The sequence below is a fragment of the Rhodoferax lithotrophicus genome (genome assembly GCF_019973615.1).
Lineage (GTDB): Bacteria > Pseudomonadota > Gammaproteobacteria > Burkholderiales > Burkholderiaceae_C > Rhodoferax > Rhodoferax lithotrophicus.
In genome coordinates this window covers 3590675-3606791 of sequence record NZ_AP024238.1, presented here as the reverse complement: position 1 = coordinate 3606791, position 16117 = coordinate 3590675, and the positions used below count along the sequence as shown (strand labels likewise).

Below are 16117 nucleotides of genomic sequence, written 5' to 3'. Positions count from 1 at the left end.
TCTGGTTGATAGGCAATTGACTAACATGCCATAGCCTCTATACATTTATGCATGGACAACAACATCGGCTGGGAGCTCTACCGGTCTTACTTGAGCGTGTTGCACGAAGGCTCTTTATCGGGGGCTGCCCGTGCCATGGGGATGACCCAGCCAACGGTCGGGCGACATATCGCGGCGCTGGAAAAAGCACTTGGGCTGACACTTTTTACCCGCTCACAACACGGTTTGCTGCCTACCGAGGCGGCACTGGGTTTACAAGGTTTCGCACAGACCATGAGCAGTTCCGCTGCAGCGCTGAAGCGCGCGGCAGAAAGTCAGGGGCCGGGCATCCAGGGCACGGTGCGCATCACGGCCAGTGAAGTGATCGGCATGGAGGTGTTGCCGCCCATCCTGGCCAAGCTGCAAAGTGAACACCCTGGGCTCAAGCTGGAACTGGTGCTGACCAACCGTGTACAGGACTTGCTCAAACGCGAAGCCGATATCGCCATCCGTATGACCCAACCCCAGCAGGAACTGCTGATTGCCCGCCGGGTCGGAACGGTGCAACTGGGTCTATGCGCCCATCAGGGTTACCTGCTCAGGCGTGGCACACCCATGTCGCTGGCCGATCTGGCGCAGCACGCGCTGATTGGTTTTGACGAAGAAACTCCGTTCGTACGTACCGCCCGAAAAGCCTTTCCGAGCTGGCAGCGTGAGGCATTCAGCGTGCGGACCGATAGCGACATGGCGCAGCTCGCCATGATCCGTGCTGGCGGCGGAATTGGCGTGTGCCAGGTGGCCATCGCGGCGCGTGATCCGCAGCTGGTGCACCTGTTGCCCACAGACTTTGCCATGGGCTTGGAGACCTGGCTCACCATGCATGAAGACTTGCGCAACACACCGCGCTGCAAGGTGACTTTTGCAGCACTGTTGCAAGGTCTGCAGAGCCACGTGGCGAACTGACAAAACCGTATGGCGCGTGCAAACACCCGCAGGAGGGGCCGTTAAAAAGCCGTGATGTGTCATGTTTTCAAGGCGTACGTTACCTGGCAACGCCAAAATTCAACCGAAATTGCCGCAGCTCAACTCCAGGTATCCATCAACGCCCCCCCTTGCTGAATCAGAAACTCCTTGAATGCGTTGGCTGCGGGTGAGAGCTTTTTGCTGCTCAGGTGGGTCACATACCAGTGGTTGATTTGCGGCAGGCCCTGCACGTCCAGCAGCGCCAGGTGGCCGCTGGCCAGTTCGTGGCGCACGGTGCGCAGGGACAAAAAGCTCAGGCCCATGCCGGCCATCACGGCTTGTTTGATGGTTTCGTTGCTGGGCATGGACATCACCACTTGCAACGGGGTCTGGTGCTCGTCAAACAGGCGTTGCATGGCCGCACGGGTGCCAGAGCCCTCTTCCCGCACCACAAAGCGGTAGTGGCCCAGTTCTGAAAAAGCCAGGTTTTTACGCCGGGACAAGGGGTGGTCTGGTGCCGCCACCATGGCCAGTGGGTTGGTGGCAAAAGGGGTTGCCACACAGTCCAGGTGGCTGGGTGCGCGGCCCATCACCACCAGGTCGGTCTCAAAACGGCTCAGCAAGCCCAGCACGTTTTCACGGTTATCAATGTTCAGATACACCTCAATGTCGGGATACAGCTTGTTGAAGCGCACCAGCAGCATCGGCACAAAATACTTGGCGGTACTGACCACGGCCAGGTCAATACGGCCTTTTTTCAGCCCCACATGCTCGGCCATCAGGGCTTCCAGGTCGCGAAACTGGCCCATGGCGCTGGTGGCGTGGGTCAGGAAAACCTCGCCCGCCGCAGTGAGTTTGATGTTGCGCCCCATCGGCTCCACCAACGCCAGGCCAAAAGCATCCTCCAGCTGGCGCAGTTGCATCGACACCGCGGGCTGGGTCACAAACAGCCGCTCGGCCGCTTTCGACACCGATCCCTGGCGGGCCACTTCCAGAAAGGTTTGAATCTGCTTGAAGGTGTAGGGGCGCATTGTGGTCTCCTCAAGGGGCTTTGTTTTGAATTGCATCAGGTGATGCTGATGATTTTTTAATAAAACGTGATTAGAGTTTATGGGTTTGGACGATTAAAGTAAATCCATGTCGAAATACCGGCGTTTCCACCCACTTTCAAGGACGTAATCCCATGGCACCTGCTGCACTTCAAGCGCTGATTTTTGATGTGGATGGCACGCTGGCGGATACCGAAAGTGTCCACATGGCCGCCTTCAACCATGCGTTCAAAGAAATGAACATGGACTGGCAGTGGGATGTGGCGCTGTACACCGAGTTGTTGAACATCTCGGGTGGCAAAGAGCGCATCCTGCACTACTGGAAACAAGTTAATCCCGACATCAAGGCGCTGGACGCACAAGCCTTGAATGACCGCATCAGTCGTATTCACGAGCTCAAAACGGCCGCTTATGAAAACGCGGTGAACAGCGGCGCGGTGAGCTTGCGCCCAGGGGTGTTGAAACTCATGGACGAAGCCTTGAGCGCCGGGTTACAACTGGCCATTGCCACCACCACCTCGCCGGTGAATATTGCTGCCTTGTTGCGCCACGCCATTGGCAGCGATTGGCGCATGAATTTCACCGCCATTGGTGACGCGTCCACCGCACCGATCAAAAAACCGCACCCGCAGGTGTATTTGCAGATGCTTGAAGCCTTGCAATTGCCAGCGACCCAATGCCTGGCATTTGAAGACTCCAGCAACGGCCTGCGCTCCGCCATGGCCGCCAAGCTGGCCACCATCGTCACGCCCAACAGTTTTACCGCCCACCATGACTTTACTGGCGCACTCAAGGTGGTGCCTGACCTGAGCCAGGTGAATTTGCAGCAATTGCGCCAATGGCACGGCACGCTGCGGCGCTAGAAGTGGCCGAACTGCATTACCCTCAAGAATTTCAACTTTACAGAAAGCTTTTTCCATGAATTCATCGAATGTTTTGCGTTTGGCCCCGAGCATTTTGTCGGCGGACTTTGCCCGTCTGGGTGAAGAAGTGCGTGCCATTGAGGCTGCAGGTTGTGACCTGGTGCACTTTGATGTGATGGACAACCACTACGTGCCCAACCTGACCATCGGCCCACTGGTGTGCGAAGCGATTCGCCCGCATGTGCAGATTCCGATTGATGTGCATTTGATGGTCGAACCAGTGGATTCCATCATTCCGCTGTTCGCCAAGGCCGGTGCCAACATCATCACCTTTCACCCCGAAGCCTCCAAACACGTGGATCGCAGTCTGTCGATGATTCGTGAGCTGGGTTGCAAAGCTGGGCTGGTGCTCAACCCCGCCACCCCGGTGTCGGTGCTGGATCACGTCATGGACAAGCTGGACATGATTTTGCTGATGAGCGTCAACCCCGGTTTTGGTGGCCAGAAATTCATCCCCTCCACGCTGGCCAAGTTACGCACCGTGCGCGCCAAGATTGATGCCCACGTGGCCGCTGGTGGTCAGCCGATCTGGCTCGAAGTGGATGGCGGCGTCAAAACCGACAACATCCGCGAAATTGTGGCCGCCGGTGCCGACACCTGTGTGGCCGGTAGCGCCGTGTTTGGTGCCCCGGATGCCGACGGTGGCTATCACACCGTGATGCAGGCGCTGCGCCGCGCGGCACACCCGACCTGACCCGATTCATTATTCATAAAACCAGGAGACAAGCATGTCCATGACCCTTCGTTCCAACCGTTCCACACTCACGCAGTTTCTGATTGAAGAGCGCCGCCGTTTTCCCAACGCCAGTGGTGACTTCAATGCCCTGATTCTGGACGTGGCCCTGGCCTGCAAAGGCATTGCCAAAGCGGTGGCCTACGGTGAACTGGCAGGGGTCATGGGCAACCACGCGGCTGATTCTGGTGGTTCGGTGAATGTGCAGGGTGAAACCCAGAAGAAGCTCGACGTGTTGTCCAACGACGTGTTCATGCAGCGCACCGAATGGGCTGGCAACCTGGCTGGCATGGCCTCCGAAGAGATGGACTTGCCCTACCAAATCCCCGCGCAATACCCGCGCGGCAACTACCTGATTGTGTTTGACCCGCTGGACGGCTCCAGCAACATTGACGTGAACGTGTCGGTGGGCAGCATCTTCAGCATCTTGCGGGCCCCGCAAGACGTGATCGATACCGGCCGCGACGTGGTCGATGCCGACTTTTTCCAACCTGGCAGCAAACAGGTGGCCGCTGGCTACGCCTTGTACGGCCCCACCACCATGATGGTGCTGACCGTGGGAGGCGGCGTGAATGGCTTCACGCTCGACCCGAATCTGGGTGAGTTCATGCTGACCCACCCCAAAATGCACATTCCTGAGGATACGCATGAATTTGCCATCAACGCCTCCAACGCCCGCTTCTGGGAAGCCCCGGTCAAGCGTTATGTGGACGAATGCCTGGCGGGTAAAACCGGCCCGCGTGCCAAAGACTTCAACATGCGCTGGATTGCCTCCATGGTGGCCGAGGCCCACCGCATCCTGATGCGCGGTGGTGTCTTCATGTACCCACGTGACACCAAAGACCCCTCCAAACCCGGCCGCCTGCGCCTGTTGTACGAAGCCAACCCGGTCGGCATGATCATGGAGCAGGCCGGTGGCCGCGCCTCCACCGGCGAAGTGCCCATGATGAGTGTGCAACCCACCAGCCTGCACCAGCGTATTGGCTTTGTGTTTGGCTCCAAAAACGAAGTTGAACGTATTGAGCGTTACCACCGCGAACCGGCGGATGTGGTGCTGGACAACCCGCTGTTTCATGAGCGCAGCTTGTTCAGGGACTGAAAACGGGCTTTTTGCATAACTATAAAAATAATAGCTGCTTGCGCTTATTTATAAAGCGCTAGAGCCAAATTTGTTATCAATTTTTATCATCAGGAGACAACGCCATGTCCATTCGCCACCCCATCATCGCCATCACCGGCTCCAGCGGTGCCGGTACCACCTCGGTGACCCGCACTTTTGAGGCCATTTTCCGCCGCGAAAAAATCACCGCTGCGGTGATTGAAGGCGACAGCTTTCACCGCTATGACCGCAAAGAAATGAAGCTCAAGGCGGCCGAAGCCGAAGCCGCAGGCAACAAGAACTTCAGCCACTTTGGTCCCGAGAACAACCTGTTTCCTGAACTTGAAGCCTTGTTCCGTGACTACGCCGAAACCGGTGTCGGCAAGCGCCGCAAATACCTGCATGACAGCGAAGAAGCCGCTCCCTACCAACAAGACCCCGGCACCTTCACCCCCTGGGAAGACGTGCCCGTCAACACCGACCTGTTGTTCTACGAAGGCCTGCACGGCGCGGTGGTCACGCCTGAGATCAACATCGCCCAGCACCCCGACTTGCTGATTGGTGTGGTGCCGGTCATCAATCTGGAATGGATTCAAAAACTCTATCGCGACAAAAAGCAGCGCGGCTACAGCACCGAGGCGGTCACCGACACCATCCTGCGCCGTATGCCCGACTATGTGAACTACATCTGCCCACAGTTCATGCACACCCACGTGAACTTCCAGCGTGTGCCGATGGTGGACACCAGCAACCCGTTTATTGCGCGTGACATTCCCAGCGCCGATGAAAGTATGGTGGTGATCCGCTTTGCCAACCCCAAGGGCATCGATTTTCAGTACCTGCGCAGCATGATTGACGACAGTTTTATGAGCCGTGCCAATACCATCGTGGTGCCAGGCGGCAAAATGGAGCTGGCGATGCAACTCATCTTCACGCCCTTTGTGTGGCGCATGATGGAGCGCAAGAAAAAAGCCCCCTGAAAGACTTGAACGCCCTCTGAGTCGGCTGGTACCCCAGCCCCCGCTGGGGGCAGCGCCTTGCAGCCCGGCCAAGCCGGTTCCGCGACGTTCTGGTCAACCAAGAGAGCGCCTTCCCAAAGGCTTTTTCGCAGGGAAAATGCGTTTGGGCTGAAGTCCACGCTATGTGTATCTATTTATTTTGAGAATCCTCATGAACAACCCCACCCCTGAATTTGCCAAACAGATGGCCAATGCCATCCGTTTGCTTGCCGTTGACGCGGTTGAGAAAGCCAAATCCGGCCACCCTGGCGCACCCATGGGTATGGCCGACATTGCTGAAGTGCTGTGGAACCGCCACCTGAGCCACAACCCCACCAACCCGCATTGGGCCAACCGCGACCGTTTTGTGCTCTCCAACGGCCATGGCTCCATGCTGATTTATGCACTTTTGCACCTCACCGGCTACAACTTGCCGATGGAAGAACTCAAAAACTTCCGCCAGTTGCACAGCAAAACCGCAGGCCACCCGGAGTTTGGCATCACCCCTGGTGTGGAAACCACCACCGGCCCACTTGGCCAGGGCATCACCAACGCCGTCGGCATGGCACTGGCTGAAAAGTTGCTGGGGCAAGAGTTCAACAAACCTGATTTGCCCATCGTTGGCCACTTCACCTATGTCTTTTTGGGTGACGGTTGCATGATGGAAGGCATCAGCCACGAAGCCTGCGCCCTGGCCGGCACGCTGCGTTTGTCCAAGCTGGTGGCGTTTTATGACGACAACGGCATCAGCATCGACGGCCATGTTGAAGGCTGGTTCACCGACGACACCCCCCAACGCTTTGAGGCTTATGGCTGGAACGTGATCGCAGGCGTAGATGGCCACAACCCAGCAGCCATTGACGCGGCCGTGAAAGCTGCCAAGGCACAAGCCCACAACCTGGACGGCAAACCCACCCTGATCTGCTGCAAAACCGTCATTGGTATGGGCTCCCCCAACAAGGCTGGTACCCACGACGTGCATGGCGCAGCCTTGGGCGCGGCTGAGGTGCAAGCCACCCGTGATGCACTGGGTTGGACTTCGGCCCCGTTTGAAATTCCAGCGGACATTGCCGCTGCCTGGAACGCCGTGGCGCGTGGTGTTGCGGCCGAGTCTGCCTGGAACCGCCAATTTGCTGCCTACCAAGCCCAATACCCGCTTCAAGCTGCCGAATTTGTGCGTCGTATGTCTGGCGATTTGTTGCCGGTTTATACAGAAAAATTGCCTGAAGTGCTTGCTGGTATTGCGTCTAACGCTACATCTTTTGCTACCCGCAAGTCCAGCCAGAACGCGCTGGATGTGATGGCACCGCTGGTGCCCGAATTTTTTGGTGGCAGCGCTGACCTGACTGGCTCCAACCTGACCAACTTCAAAGGCTGCGTGCGCGCAGGCCGTGACACCTGGGGCAACCACCTGAGCTACGGCGTGCGTGAATTTGGCATGGCCGCCATCATGAACGGCATCGCCTTGCACGGCGGCTACATCCCCTATGGCGGCACTTTCCTGACCTTCAGTGACTACAGCCGCAACGCCATCCGTATGGCCGCGTTGATGAAAATCCGCGTCATCCATGTGTTCACCCATGACAGTATTGGCCTGGGTGAAGACGGCCCGACGCACCAAAGCGTCGAGCACATCCCCAGCCTGCGCATCATCCCCGGCCTGGATGTCTGGCGTCCGGCCGATGGCCTGGAAACCGCTGTGGCCTGGGCCTGTGCAGTGGAGCGCCGCGACGGCCCCAGCGCGCTGTGCCTGTCTCGCCAGAACCTGCCACGCCTGGCTGATATCAGCCAGGCCGACAAAATCCGCAAGGGCGGCTACATCCTGTCGGACATGGAAGGCGCTCAAGCCGCCATCTTGTCCACCGGCTCCGAGCTTGAAATTGCCATGAAGGCCCAGGCAGCGCTGGCTGCAGACGGCATTGCCACCCGCGTGGTGTCCATGCCTTGTACCAATGTGTTTGACCGCCAGAGCGAGGCTTACCAGGAAATGGTGTTGCCCCTGAGCATGCCCACCGTGGCCATTGAGGCCGCCCACCCGGACTTCTGGCGTAAATACGTCGGCCGCACCGGTGTCGTGATTGGTATGCCCACCTTTGGCGAATCAGCCCCTGCCCCCAAGTTGTATGCGCACTTTGGCATCACCGCCGAGCGTGTGGTGGCTGCTGTGGAAGTATTGGCCCACCGCGCGGCACACCGCCGTGCCGAGCCCTTGCCCGACACCGTGGTGCCCTCCAGCAACTGAAAGACTGTCACGATGTATGAACGCGCTTTCGATCTGGTTCTTTTTGATCTGGATGGCACGCTGGTGGAAACCGCTCCTGAAATCATGGATGCGGTCAACGACACCTTGTCCCGGTTTGATTTGCCCTGGGTCACTCAAACCCAGGTGAATGACTGGATTGGCCACGGTACGCGTGAACTGATGGTGCAGGCCCTGGCAAAGGTCACAGCCAGCACCGCCGAGGCAGTGCGCGGCAGCGAGTTGCTGGCCAGGATCATGCTGGTGTACGACGGTTTTTATGAGCGCCGCTGCGGTACCCGCAGCCAGCTTTACCCGCAGGTGCGTGAGACTTTGCAGGCCTTGCGCGCCCAGGGGGTCAAACTGGCGGTGGTGACCAACAAGGAGGGCCGCTACACCCAGGTGGTGCTGGATGTGCACCAGCTCAAGCCCCTGTTTGATGCCGTGGTCAGTGGCGACAGCTTGCCCACCAAAAAGCCCAACCCTGCGGGTGTGGTGCAGTGCCTGGCGCAGTTTGGCGTGAGCCCCCATCGGGTGCTGTTTGTGGGGGACTCCAGTATTGACGCGGCCACGGCACGCAACGCCGGTGTGTCGGTGTGGCTGCTGCCGTATGGCTACAACATGGGGCAGCCCATTGAAGCCTGTGCACCAGACCGGGTGATCAAGGATTTCTCGGAATTATTAAATGGATAGCTGCTAGCGCTTTCCCGATAAGCGTTAGAGGCCAATTTCTTATCTATTTTTACAGGAGCTTGAGATGACGATCAAAATAGGGATCAACGGATTTGGCCGCATTGGCCGCATGGTGTTTCGCGCCGCGGTGCAAAACTTTGACGATGTGGAAATTGTCGGTATCAACGACTTGCTGGAGCCCGAGTACCTGGCCTACATGCTGAGCTATGACAGCGTACACGGCCGCTTCAAGGGTGAAGTGTTGGTAGACGGCGGCACGCTGGTGGTCAACGGCAAGCCTATTCGCCTGACCCAGGAGCGCGACCCGGCCAACCTGAAATGGGCCGAGGTCGGGGCTGATGTGGTGATCGAATCCACCGGCCTGTTCCTGGACAAGGTCACCGCCCAAAAACACCTGGATGCCGGAGCCCGCAAGGTGGTGTTGTCGGCTCCCAGCAAAGACGACACCCCGATGTTTGTCTATGGCGTGAACCATGCCGCGTATGCCGGGCAGGCCATTCTGAGCAATGCCTCTTGCACCACCAACTGCCTGGCCCCGGTGGCCAAGGTGCTCAACGACAAATGGGGCATCAAGCGTGGGCTGATGACCACCGTACACGCTGCCACCGCCACCCAGAAAACCGTGGACGGCCCAAGCAACAAAGACTGGCGCGGTGGCCGTGGCATTCTGGAAAACATCATTCCCTCCAGCACCGGCGCGGCCAAGGCGGTGGGGGTGGTGATTCCCGAGCTGAACAAAAAGCTCACCGGCATGGCCTTCCGGGTGCCGACCAGCGACGTGAGCGTGGTGGATTTGACGGTGGAGTTGAACAACGCCGCCACTTATGCCGAGATTTGCGCCGAAATGAAAGCCCAAAGCCAAGGGGCCATGAAAGGTGTGCTGGGTTATACCGACCACAAAGTGGTGTCCACCGACTTCCGTGGTGAGCCCTGTACCTCCGTGTTTGATTCTGAGGCCGGTTTGGCGCTGGACGGCACCTTCGTCAAGGTGGTGAGCTGGTACGACAATGAATGGGGTTACTCCAACAAATGCCTGGAAATGGCCCGCGTGGCGGCGTTGTTTCAGGCCTGATGGATGTGTTGTAAATGTCGCACCCCGCGACGAATGTTTGAGAGATAAGGAGCCATTTCATGAAAGTTTTGCGTTTTGCCGATGTGATTGCCAGTGGCGCTGCCGCCGGAAAACGGGTGTTTATCCGTGCCGACCTGAACGTGCCCCAAGACAAAGAAGGCCACATCACCGAAGACACCCGCATCCGCGCCAGCGTGCCCTGCATCCAGATGGCGCTGGCCGCCGGAGCCGCCGTCATGGTCACCAGCCACCTGGGCCGCCCCACCGAAGGCGAATTCAAACCAGAAGATTCCCTCGCCCCAGTGGCCCAACGCCTGGGTGAACTGCTCGGCCGTGAAGTCCCCGTGATCGCCAACTGGGTCGACGGCGTTGAAGTCCAGCCCGGCCAACTGGTCATGCTGGAAAACTGCCGCGTCAATGTGGGTGAGAAAAAAAACAAGGAAGAACTCGCCAGAAAACTCGCTGCCCTGTGCGACATCTTCGTACACGATGCCTTTGGTACCGCCCACCGCGCCGAAGGCACCACCTACGGCATCGCCCAATACGCCCCCATCGCGTGCGCTGGCCCCTTGCTGGCGGCAGAAATTGACGCCATCAACAAAGCCCTGGCCAACCCCAAACGCCCACTGGTGGCGATTGTGGCGGGCAGCAAGGTATCGACCAAGCTCACCATTTTGCAAGCCCTGGCGAAAAATGTGGACGGCCTGATCGTCGGCGGCGGCATTGCCAACACCTTCATGCTGGCCGCCGGTCTGAAGATTGGCAAGAGCCTGGCCGAACCCGACTTGCTGGGCGAAGCCACCGCCGTGATCGCTGCGATGAAAGCCCGTGGCGCTGATGTGCCGATCCCGACCGACGTGGTCTGCGCCAAGACCTTTGCCGCCGATGCACCAGCCACCGTCAAAGCCGCCACCGATGTGGCGGACGACGACCTGATTCTGGACATTGGCCCCCAAACCGCTGCCAAACTGGCCGAACAACTTAAAGCCGCCGGCACGATTGTGTGGAACGGCCCGGTCGGCGTGTTCGAATTTGCTGCATTTGAGAACGGCACCAAGGTGATTGCCCAGGCGATTGCCGAGTCCAGCGCCTTCAGCATTGCCGGTGGCGGCGACACCCTGGCGGCCATCGCCAAATACGGCATCGAGAAAGACATTGGCTACATCTCCACCGGTGGTGGTGCTTTCCTGGAAGTGCTGGAAGGCAAGACTTTGCCAGCGTTTGAGATTCTGCAAAAACGCGCAGCCGGCTGATCTGAAACCGGGGCTCCCCCAGTTGGAGCCCCTTGGGTGATCGCAGTCAGCCCTTGGCGAATATTCCGTCTGCCGATGGTGTCGCCCCAAGGCTTGGGTTCCTGCAAATCCTGTTAATTTACTCTTTATTTAATAGCGCCTTACGCTTGTAACGTAAGGCCTGGGGATAACTTTTTCTTTTAAAACCTGAGGAGACAACCATGGCCTTCGTATCACTTCGTCAAATGCTTGACCACGCTGCTGAATTCAGCTACGGCGTGCCCGCCTTCAACGTCAACAACCTGGAGCAAATCCAGGCCATCATGGAAGCGGCTGCCGCCACCGACAGCCCGGTGATTTTGCAAGCCAGCGCTGGCGCACGCAAATACGCCGGCGAAGCCTACCTGCGCCACATGGTGCTGGCTGCGGTGGAGTCGTTTCCTGACATCCCGGTGGTGCTGCATCAAGACCACGGGGCCACGCCTGCGGTGTGCCAGCAGTCGATCCGCTCCGGCTTCACCAGTGTGATGATGGACGGCTCGCTCCTGGCTGATGCCAAAACCCCCGCCAGCTACGAGTACAACGTGGACACCACCCGCCGCGTTTGCGAGATGGCCCACGCTGTGGGTGTGTCGGTGGAAGGTGAGCTGGGCTGCCTGGGCAGTCTGGAAACCGGTGAAGCCGGTGAAGAAGACGGTGTAGGGGCTGAGGGCAAGCTCAGCCACGACCAGATGTTGACCGACCCGGTGCAGGCCAAAGACTTTGTCGAAAAAACCGGTGTGGACGCGCTCGCCATTGCCATTGGCACCAGCCACGGCGCGTACAAGTTCACCCGCAAGCCCACCGGCGACATTCTGGCGATTGACCGCATTGCGCAAATCCACGCGCAAATTCCCAACACCCACCTGGTGATGCACGGCTCCAGCTCCGTGCCGCAAGAGTGGCTGGCCATCATCCGCCAGTACGGCGGCGACCTGAAAGAAACCTACGGTGTACCCGTGGAAGAAATCCAGCGCGGCATCCAGAACGGTGTGCGCAAGGTCAACATCGACACCGACATCCGCCTGGCCATGACCGGTGCCATGCGCCAAAGCTTCGCCCAAAACCCCAGCGAGTTCGACCCGCGCAAATCACTGATTGCGGCCCGCAAGGCGGCAGCAGGCATCTGCAAACTGCGCTTTGAAGCCTTTGGTTGTGCGGGTATGGGCAGCAAGATCAAGCCGATTCATCTGGATGTGATGGCTGGGCGTTACGCTTGAGCAGAGTGCGGGCTTTCATCACAAGAGTAGGCGCTATTTTTGATAAAGAATACGCCTCTAGTGGCCGTCTATTAAGCGTTAGTAGCTCTCATTTTGATATCAATTGAGTGAACGGTAACACGGCGTGCCCAACGCCAAGTCAAGCAGCGAGTGGGTTGGGCGGCAGCTGTGTCAGTTTGGCCAGCAAGTGGTCGCGTAGCGTGTGGAGCTCACCCAGCCTTGCCAGCGCCTGTGCTGTGTCACCTTCGGCTTGTAGCTGGAGCAGTTCATTCGCCAGCACATGGACTTGTTGATGCAAGTGTGTGATCACCTGAAAGTCGGGTTGTGCACCATGTCGGGTACGCCCCTCTGTATTCATCCAGCGGCAAAAGCGGCACTGGTGTTTGTCCAATGGCGGAGGGGCTTCACGTTCACCCCGAAGGAAACCTTCCATGGCCAGAACCCAGGAACGGTGTTCAGCGCTGGCAAAGAGCACGGGCAGGTCCTCATGGTGAACCGAATGCTGGTGCTCCCAGTCCGGTTCGGGGCGCCAACGGGTAACCCATGACGGCAAACTTTCTGCGGGCATGGGGCGGGCAATGCCGTAACCCTGGGCCAGCTCGCAGCCCAGTTTGAGCAGCATGGAGCCGTGGGCAACGGTCTCGACACCTTCTGCGATGACTTGTCGGCGAAACGCATTGGCCAAGCCGGTCACGCCCACCAGAATGGCCAGGTCGTCCGGGTCGTCGAGCATGTCACGCACAAAGCTCTGGTCGATCTTGAGCAGCTTGACGGGCAGTCGTTTCAGATAGGTCAGGGAGGAATAGCCGGTACCAAAATCGTCCAGCGCAAACATGACCCCGATTTTCTGGCAGGCTTCAATGACCCGGGAGGCATGCGCCAGATCTTCCAGCGCACTGGTTTCGAGTACCTCCATGCCAAAACGTGATGGCGCAACGTTGGGATGCTGCGCCAGTATGTCGCTGAGACGCTCAACAAAGTCTTCCCGCTGCAAATGGCGGGCACTGATATTGACACTGACGTGGATGTCCAGTCCGGTCGTTTGCCATACTTCCATTTGCGTCAGCGCCGTGTTGATCACCCATTCACCAACAGGGATCGCCAGCTGGTGATCTTCGATCACAGGCAGAAACACGGCGGGTGGCAAGAGGCCTTTTTCCGGGTGTTGCCAGCGAATCAAGGCCTCTACACCCATGATCTCTCCGGTGCGCATATTCACCTTGGGTTGGTAATGCAGCACAAATTCGTTGGCCGTCAGGGCATCACGGATACGCTCCAGGCTCTCGTGGTGGCCTCGGACGTTGCGGTCCTGCTCGGCATCAAAAATCTGGTAGCGGTTTTTGCCGGCCAGCTTGGCCTGGTACATGGCCTGATCGGCTTGGCGCAGCAGCAGGTCTGCATCCACTTCTTCTGCCTGCGGATAGAAGGTGACCCCCAGGCTGGCTGATACCTGAAGCATTTGGTCGCCCACATACATTGGCTGGGCTGTGGCCGTCAGCAGCCGGGTGAGCACCGGAACGCTGGCGGCAATGTCCGGCATGTCGATCAAGACGGCGACAAACTCATCTCCTCCCAGACGGGCCAGGGTGTCGCCCTCGCGCAGGGCCAGATTCATGCGGCTGGACAGGGCAATCAACAACTGGTCACCGGTTTCATGTCCGTGGCGGTCGTTGATGGTTTTGAATCCGTCCAGATCAAGGTAAACCACGGCCAGCAGTTGTCCGCGTCGTTGGGCATGGGTCATGGCCTGGTGCAAGCGGTCGCCCAGCAGCACGCGGTTGGGCAGATTGGTCAACGCATCGTAATGGGCGATGTGTTCAAGCTGGTTTTGATGCTCTTTCAGCGAGGTGATGTCGGAGAACAGGGCGACATATTGACGTGTCTGACCTTGGGCATCACGCACGGCGCTGATGGTCAGCATCTCGGCGTACACCTCACCGTTTTGACGCCGGTTCCAGACCTCGCCGTAGAAGTGACCATTCTCCAGCAACTGCTGCCACATGCTGAGGTAAAAATCTTTGCCCTGCCGACCGGAATTCAGGATGCGCGGGTTTTGGCCCAGCACGTCGGCGCGCTCGTAACCGGTGATGCGTGTGAAGGCTTGGTTGACATCAAGAATGCTGCCATCCGCGTTGGTGATCAGGATGCCTTCACGGGCATGGGTGAAAACAATGGCGGCCAAATAGAGTTTTTCTTCGGCTTGTTTACGCTCGTTGATGTCCACAATCACACCAATCAGGCCGCGCTCGTTGCCATCGATGTCAATAAAGCGTTTGCCCGTCAGATGGCCCCAGAATTCAGATTGATCGCGGCGCCAATAAGTCCGGTCCACCGCCACCAGCGGAACTTTGCTGCTCAGCAAGTCAAGCATGTTTTGCCGACCACTGTCACGCACGGAGGGGTTCAGAAGTGTCACGTATTCCTGCCCCTGCAGGTCATCCACCGAGCATTTGAACATCTCTGCCATGCGTTGGTTGGCGAGCGAGATGCGCCCTTGTGTATCTACCAGGAAAATGGCCACACTGGAGGTGTCGAAAATTTGCTTGAGAAAATTTTCACGATGGTTGATGGACAGCAGCAGTTTGTTGAAACTGACAATGAGTTCACCGATTTCATCACTTCGGTGAATCGGCAGCGGCACAGCGGGCTGGCCGCTGCTGGACAGCACGTCCAGCGTTCGTGCGGCTTGCAGCATGGGCTCGAACTGGCGTTTGAGCATCCAGGATGTCATCCACCAGATAAGGCTACCTGCCAGCAGCGTCAGCACCAAGGTGGCCAACAGCATGTGTTGCTGCAGGTCGTGAACCGGTGCAAAGGCTTCGACCGTGGGCAGAATGATGGCCAAAAACCAGCCAGATGCGGCGATGCCTTTGACGGCGGCGAGTTCTTCTATCCCGCGGGAACTGACCCCCACACCATAACCCTCAAAACCCTGCATACAACGGTCAAACAGGGGGTTGACACCAAGTGCTGGTGTCGGCTGCATGATGCGGGTTTTGTCGGTGCCGGTGATGAACAGCTTGTGTTGCGGCGATGTCAGCAAATAGCCCCCCGACTTGCCGTAGCGAGTCTTGACGATTTTGTCCAGAAAATTGGGCTTGCTCAGGTTAATCACACCAAACATGGCTCCAATCACCTGGCCCTGTGCATCCCGGATCGGCTCCGCGATATTGAATACCGGGGTTTTGAGGGTTTTACCAATGACCGGTTTGCTGATGCTTGATTGGCCCTCTTTGAGCGCAGCTTGAATGGAGTCGACTTCAAGGTAATTGACTCCCACCCGGTTTGCGGAGGAAGGAATTTCTGCAATCGCCGTGCCCTCCATGTTGACGACAATGACACCAGCATTAAACAGGTCTTGAAGGTAAGGCCTTTGCCCCAGCGTGACATGCAAAGCACCCGGGTCGCCCCATGTGGTTTGGTCAATGTCAGCCGCCACCAGTTTCAGGGCTTTGATGCGGTCGTTTAATTCTTCATTGATTTTGTCTGCGACCAGCGACACCGTCGCAAATTGTTGTTCACCCAGCAAACGCTGCATATCGTCGCGCAGTATCCGTGTGGTGTACAACGCCAGCATCCAGATGCCAATCAGGAAAATGACAAGTGTGAAGAGGGTGAGTCTTGTTTTGAGTGACTGACGGTGAATGAAGTTGAAGTTCATTGGGGGTTCGCCATCATGTTCGTTTCGACGTAGCAAGTAAAGGGATGGTTGCTGTAAAAACGATTTTTTCTTGCATTGTAGGGGTGACGATGACGGGCAAAATCCCGAGTTTGATCATGGCTACGCAAGCTCCAGTTGCCTGGATGTGCGTTGCATCAGGCCAACCCCGCCTGCACAATTCACGCTATGCCGGAGGGGTATTTTCAGGATGAATGAC

The 16117-nt window shown here is 57.9% G+C and carries 12 protein-coding genes; 10 read left to right on the top strand and 2 right to left on the bottom strand.

The features are described 5' to 3' along the window. Window positions 1–51: 51 nt before the first annotated feature. Complete coding sequence (locus LDN84_RS16615) at window positions 52–942, top strand: LysR family transcriptional regulator (protein ID WP_223904543.1); 891 nt, start codon at window positions 52–54, stop codon at window positions 940–942. 119 nt (window positions 943–1061) lie between these two features. Here LDN84_RS16615 and LDN84_RS16610 read toward each other — a convergent pair whose 3' ends face one another. Further along, window positions 1062–1973: a LysR family transcriptional regulator gene (locus LDN84_RS16610; protein WP_223904542.1), complete on the bottom strand. Its 912-nt coding sequence runs from the start codon at window positions 1971–1973 to the stop codon at window positions 1062–1064. A 152-nt stretch (window positions 1974–2125) separates the two neighbouring features. On the opposite strand from LDN84_RS16610, the gene LDN84_RS16605 reads away from it, so the two are divergent. The 9 genes from LDN84_RS16605 to fba all read left to right on the top strand — a co-directional run bounded on the left by LDN84_RS16605 (window position 2126) and on the right by fba (window position 12239). Further along, window positions 2126–2854, top strand: a complete 729-nt coding sequence (locus LDN84_RS16605; RefSeq protein ID WP_223904541.1) for an HAD-IA family hydrolase — start codon at window positions 2126–2128, stop codon at window positions 2852–2854. A gap of 55 nt (window positions 2855–2909) precedes the next feature. After that, window positions 2910–3608, top strand: a complete 699-nt coding sequence (gene rpe / locus LDN84_RS16600; protein WP_223904540.1) for a ribulose-phosphate 3-epimerase — start codon at window positions 2910–2912, stop codon at window positions 3606–3608. 34 nt (window positions 3609–3642) lie between these two features. After that, entirely contained in the window at window positions 3643–4746 is a 1104-nt protein-coding gene (locus tag LDN84_RS16595; protein ID WP_526023723.1) for a class 1 fructose-bisphosphatase, read from the top strand. Between the two features lie 104 nt (window positions 4747–4850). Further along, window positions 4851–5726 carry a phosphoribulokinase gene (locus LDN84_RS16590; RefSeq protein ID WP_223904539.1) on the top strand — a complete coding sequence of 292 codons (876 nt, stop codon included), beginning with the start codon at window positions 4851–4853 and terminating at the stop codon, window positions 5724–5726. 190 nt (window positions 5727–5916) lie between these two features. Next, the gene (gene tkt, locus LDN84_RS16585; RefSeq protein WP_223904538.1) at window positions 5917–7986 is read left to right on the top strand and encodes a transketolase; all 2070 of its coding nucleotides are present in this window, start codon (window positions 5917–5919) and stop codon (window positions 7984–7986) included. A gap of 12 nt (window positions 7987–7998) precedes the next feature. Next, window positions 7999–8676 (top strand): HAD family hydrolase, encoded by a 678-nt coding sequence (locus LDN84_RS16580; RefSeq protein WP_223904537.1) that lies wholly within the window; start codon window positions 7999–8001, stop codon window positions 8674–8676. 64 nt (window positions 8677–8740) lie between these two features. Beyond that, a complete protein-coding gene (gap, locus tag LDN84_RS16575; RefSeq protein ID WP_223904536.1) occupies window positions 8741–9748 on the top strand; it encodes a type I glyceraldehyde-3-phosphate dehydrogenase in 1008 nt (335 codons plus the stop codon). A 59-nt stretch (window positions 9749–9807) separates the two neighbouring features. Continuing rightward, window positions 9808–11001, top strand: a complete 1194-nt coding sequence (locus LDN84_RS16570) for a phosphoglycerate kinase (RefSeq protein WP_223904535.1) — start codon at window positions 9808–9810, stop codon at window positions 10999–11001. A gap of 200 nt (window positions 11002–11201) precedes the next feature. Next, window positions 11202–12239: a class II fructose-bisphosphate aldolase gene (fba, locus tag LDN84_RS16565; protein WP_223904534.1), complete on the top strand. Its 1038-nt coding sequence runs from the start codon at window positions 11202–11204 to the stop codon at window positions 12237–12239. Between the two features lie 139 nt (window positions 12240–12378). On the opposite strand, the gene LDN84_RS16560 is transcribed toward fba, so the two are convergent. Then, window positions 12379–15900, bottom strand: a complete 3522-nt coding sequence (locus LDN84_RS16560; RefSeq protein WP_223904533.1) for an EAL domain-containing protein — start codon at window positions 15898–15900, stop codon at window positions 12379–12381. Window positions 15901–16117: the final 217 nt, after the last annotated feature.

What these genes read in the sequence shown, in the direction of transcription:
- tkt (WP_223904538.1), top strand. Translation starts at nt 5,917, where the DNA reads ATGAACAACCCCACCCCTGAATTTGCCAAACAGATGGCCAATGCCATC.
- LDN84_RS16570 (WP_223904535.1), top strand. Translation starts at nt 9,808, where the DNA reads ATGAAAGTTTTGCGTTTTGCCGATGTGATTGCCAGTGGCGCTGCCGCC.
- rpe (WP_223904540.1), top strand. Translation starts at nt 2,910, where the DNA reads ATGAATTCATCGAATGTTTTGCGTTTGGCCCCGAGCATTTTGTCGGCG.
- LDN84_RS16590 (WP_223904539.1), top strand. Translation starts at nt 4,851, where the DNA reads ATGTCCATTCGCCACCCCATCATCGCCATCACCGGCTCCAGCGGTGCC.
- LDN84_RS16560 (WP_223904533.1), bottom strand. Translation starts at nt 15,900, where the DNA reads ATGAACTTCAACTTCATTCACCGTCAGTCACTCAAAACAAGACTCACC.
- LDN84_RS16615 (WP_223904543.1), top strand. Translation starts at nt 52, where the DNA reads ATGGACAACAACATCGGCTGGGAGCTCTACCGGTCTTACTTGAGCGTG.
- LDN84_RS16605 (WP_223904541.1), top strand. Translation starts at nt 2,126, where the DNA reads ATGGCACCTGCTGCACTTCAAGCGCTGATTTTTGATGTGGATGGCACG.
- gap (WP_223904536.1), top strand. Translation starts at nt 8,741, where the DNA reads ATGACGATCAAAATAGGGATCAACGGATTTGGCCGCATTGGCCGCATG.
- fba (WP_223904534.1), top strand. Translation starts at nt 11,202, where the DNA reads ATGGCCTTCGTATCACTTCGTCAAATGCTTGACCACGCTGCTGAATTC.
- LDN84_RS16610 (WP_223904542.1), bottom strand. Translation starts at nt 1,973, where the DNA reads ATGCGCCCCTACACCTTCAAGCAGATTCAAACCTTTCTGGAAGTGGCC.
- LDN84_RS16595 (WP_526023723.1), top strand. Translation starts at nt 3,643, where the DNA reads ATGTCCATGACCCTTCGTTCCAACCGTTCCACACTCACGCAGTTTCTG.
- LDN84_RS16580 (WP_223904537.1), top strand. Translation starts at nt 7,999, where the DNA reads ATGTATGAACGCGCTTTCGATCTGGTTCTTTTTGATCTGGATGGCACG.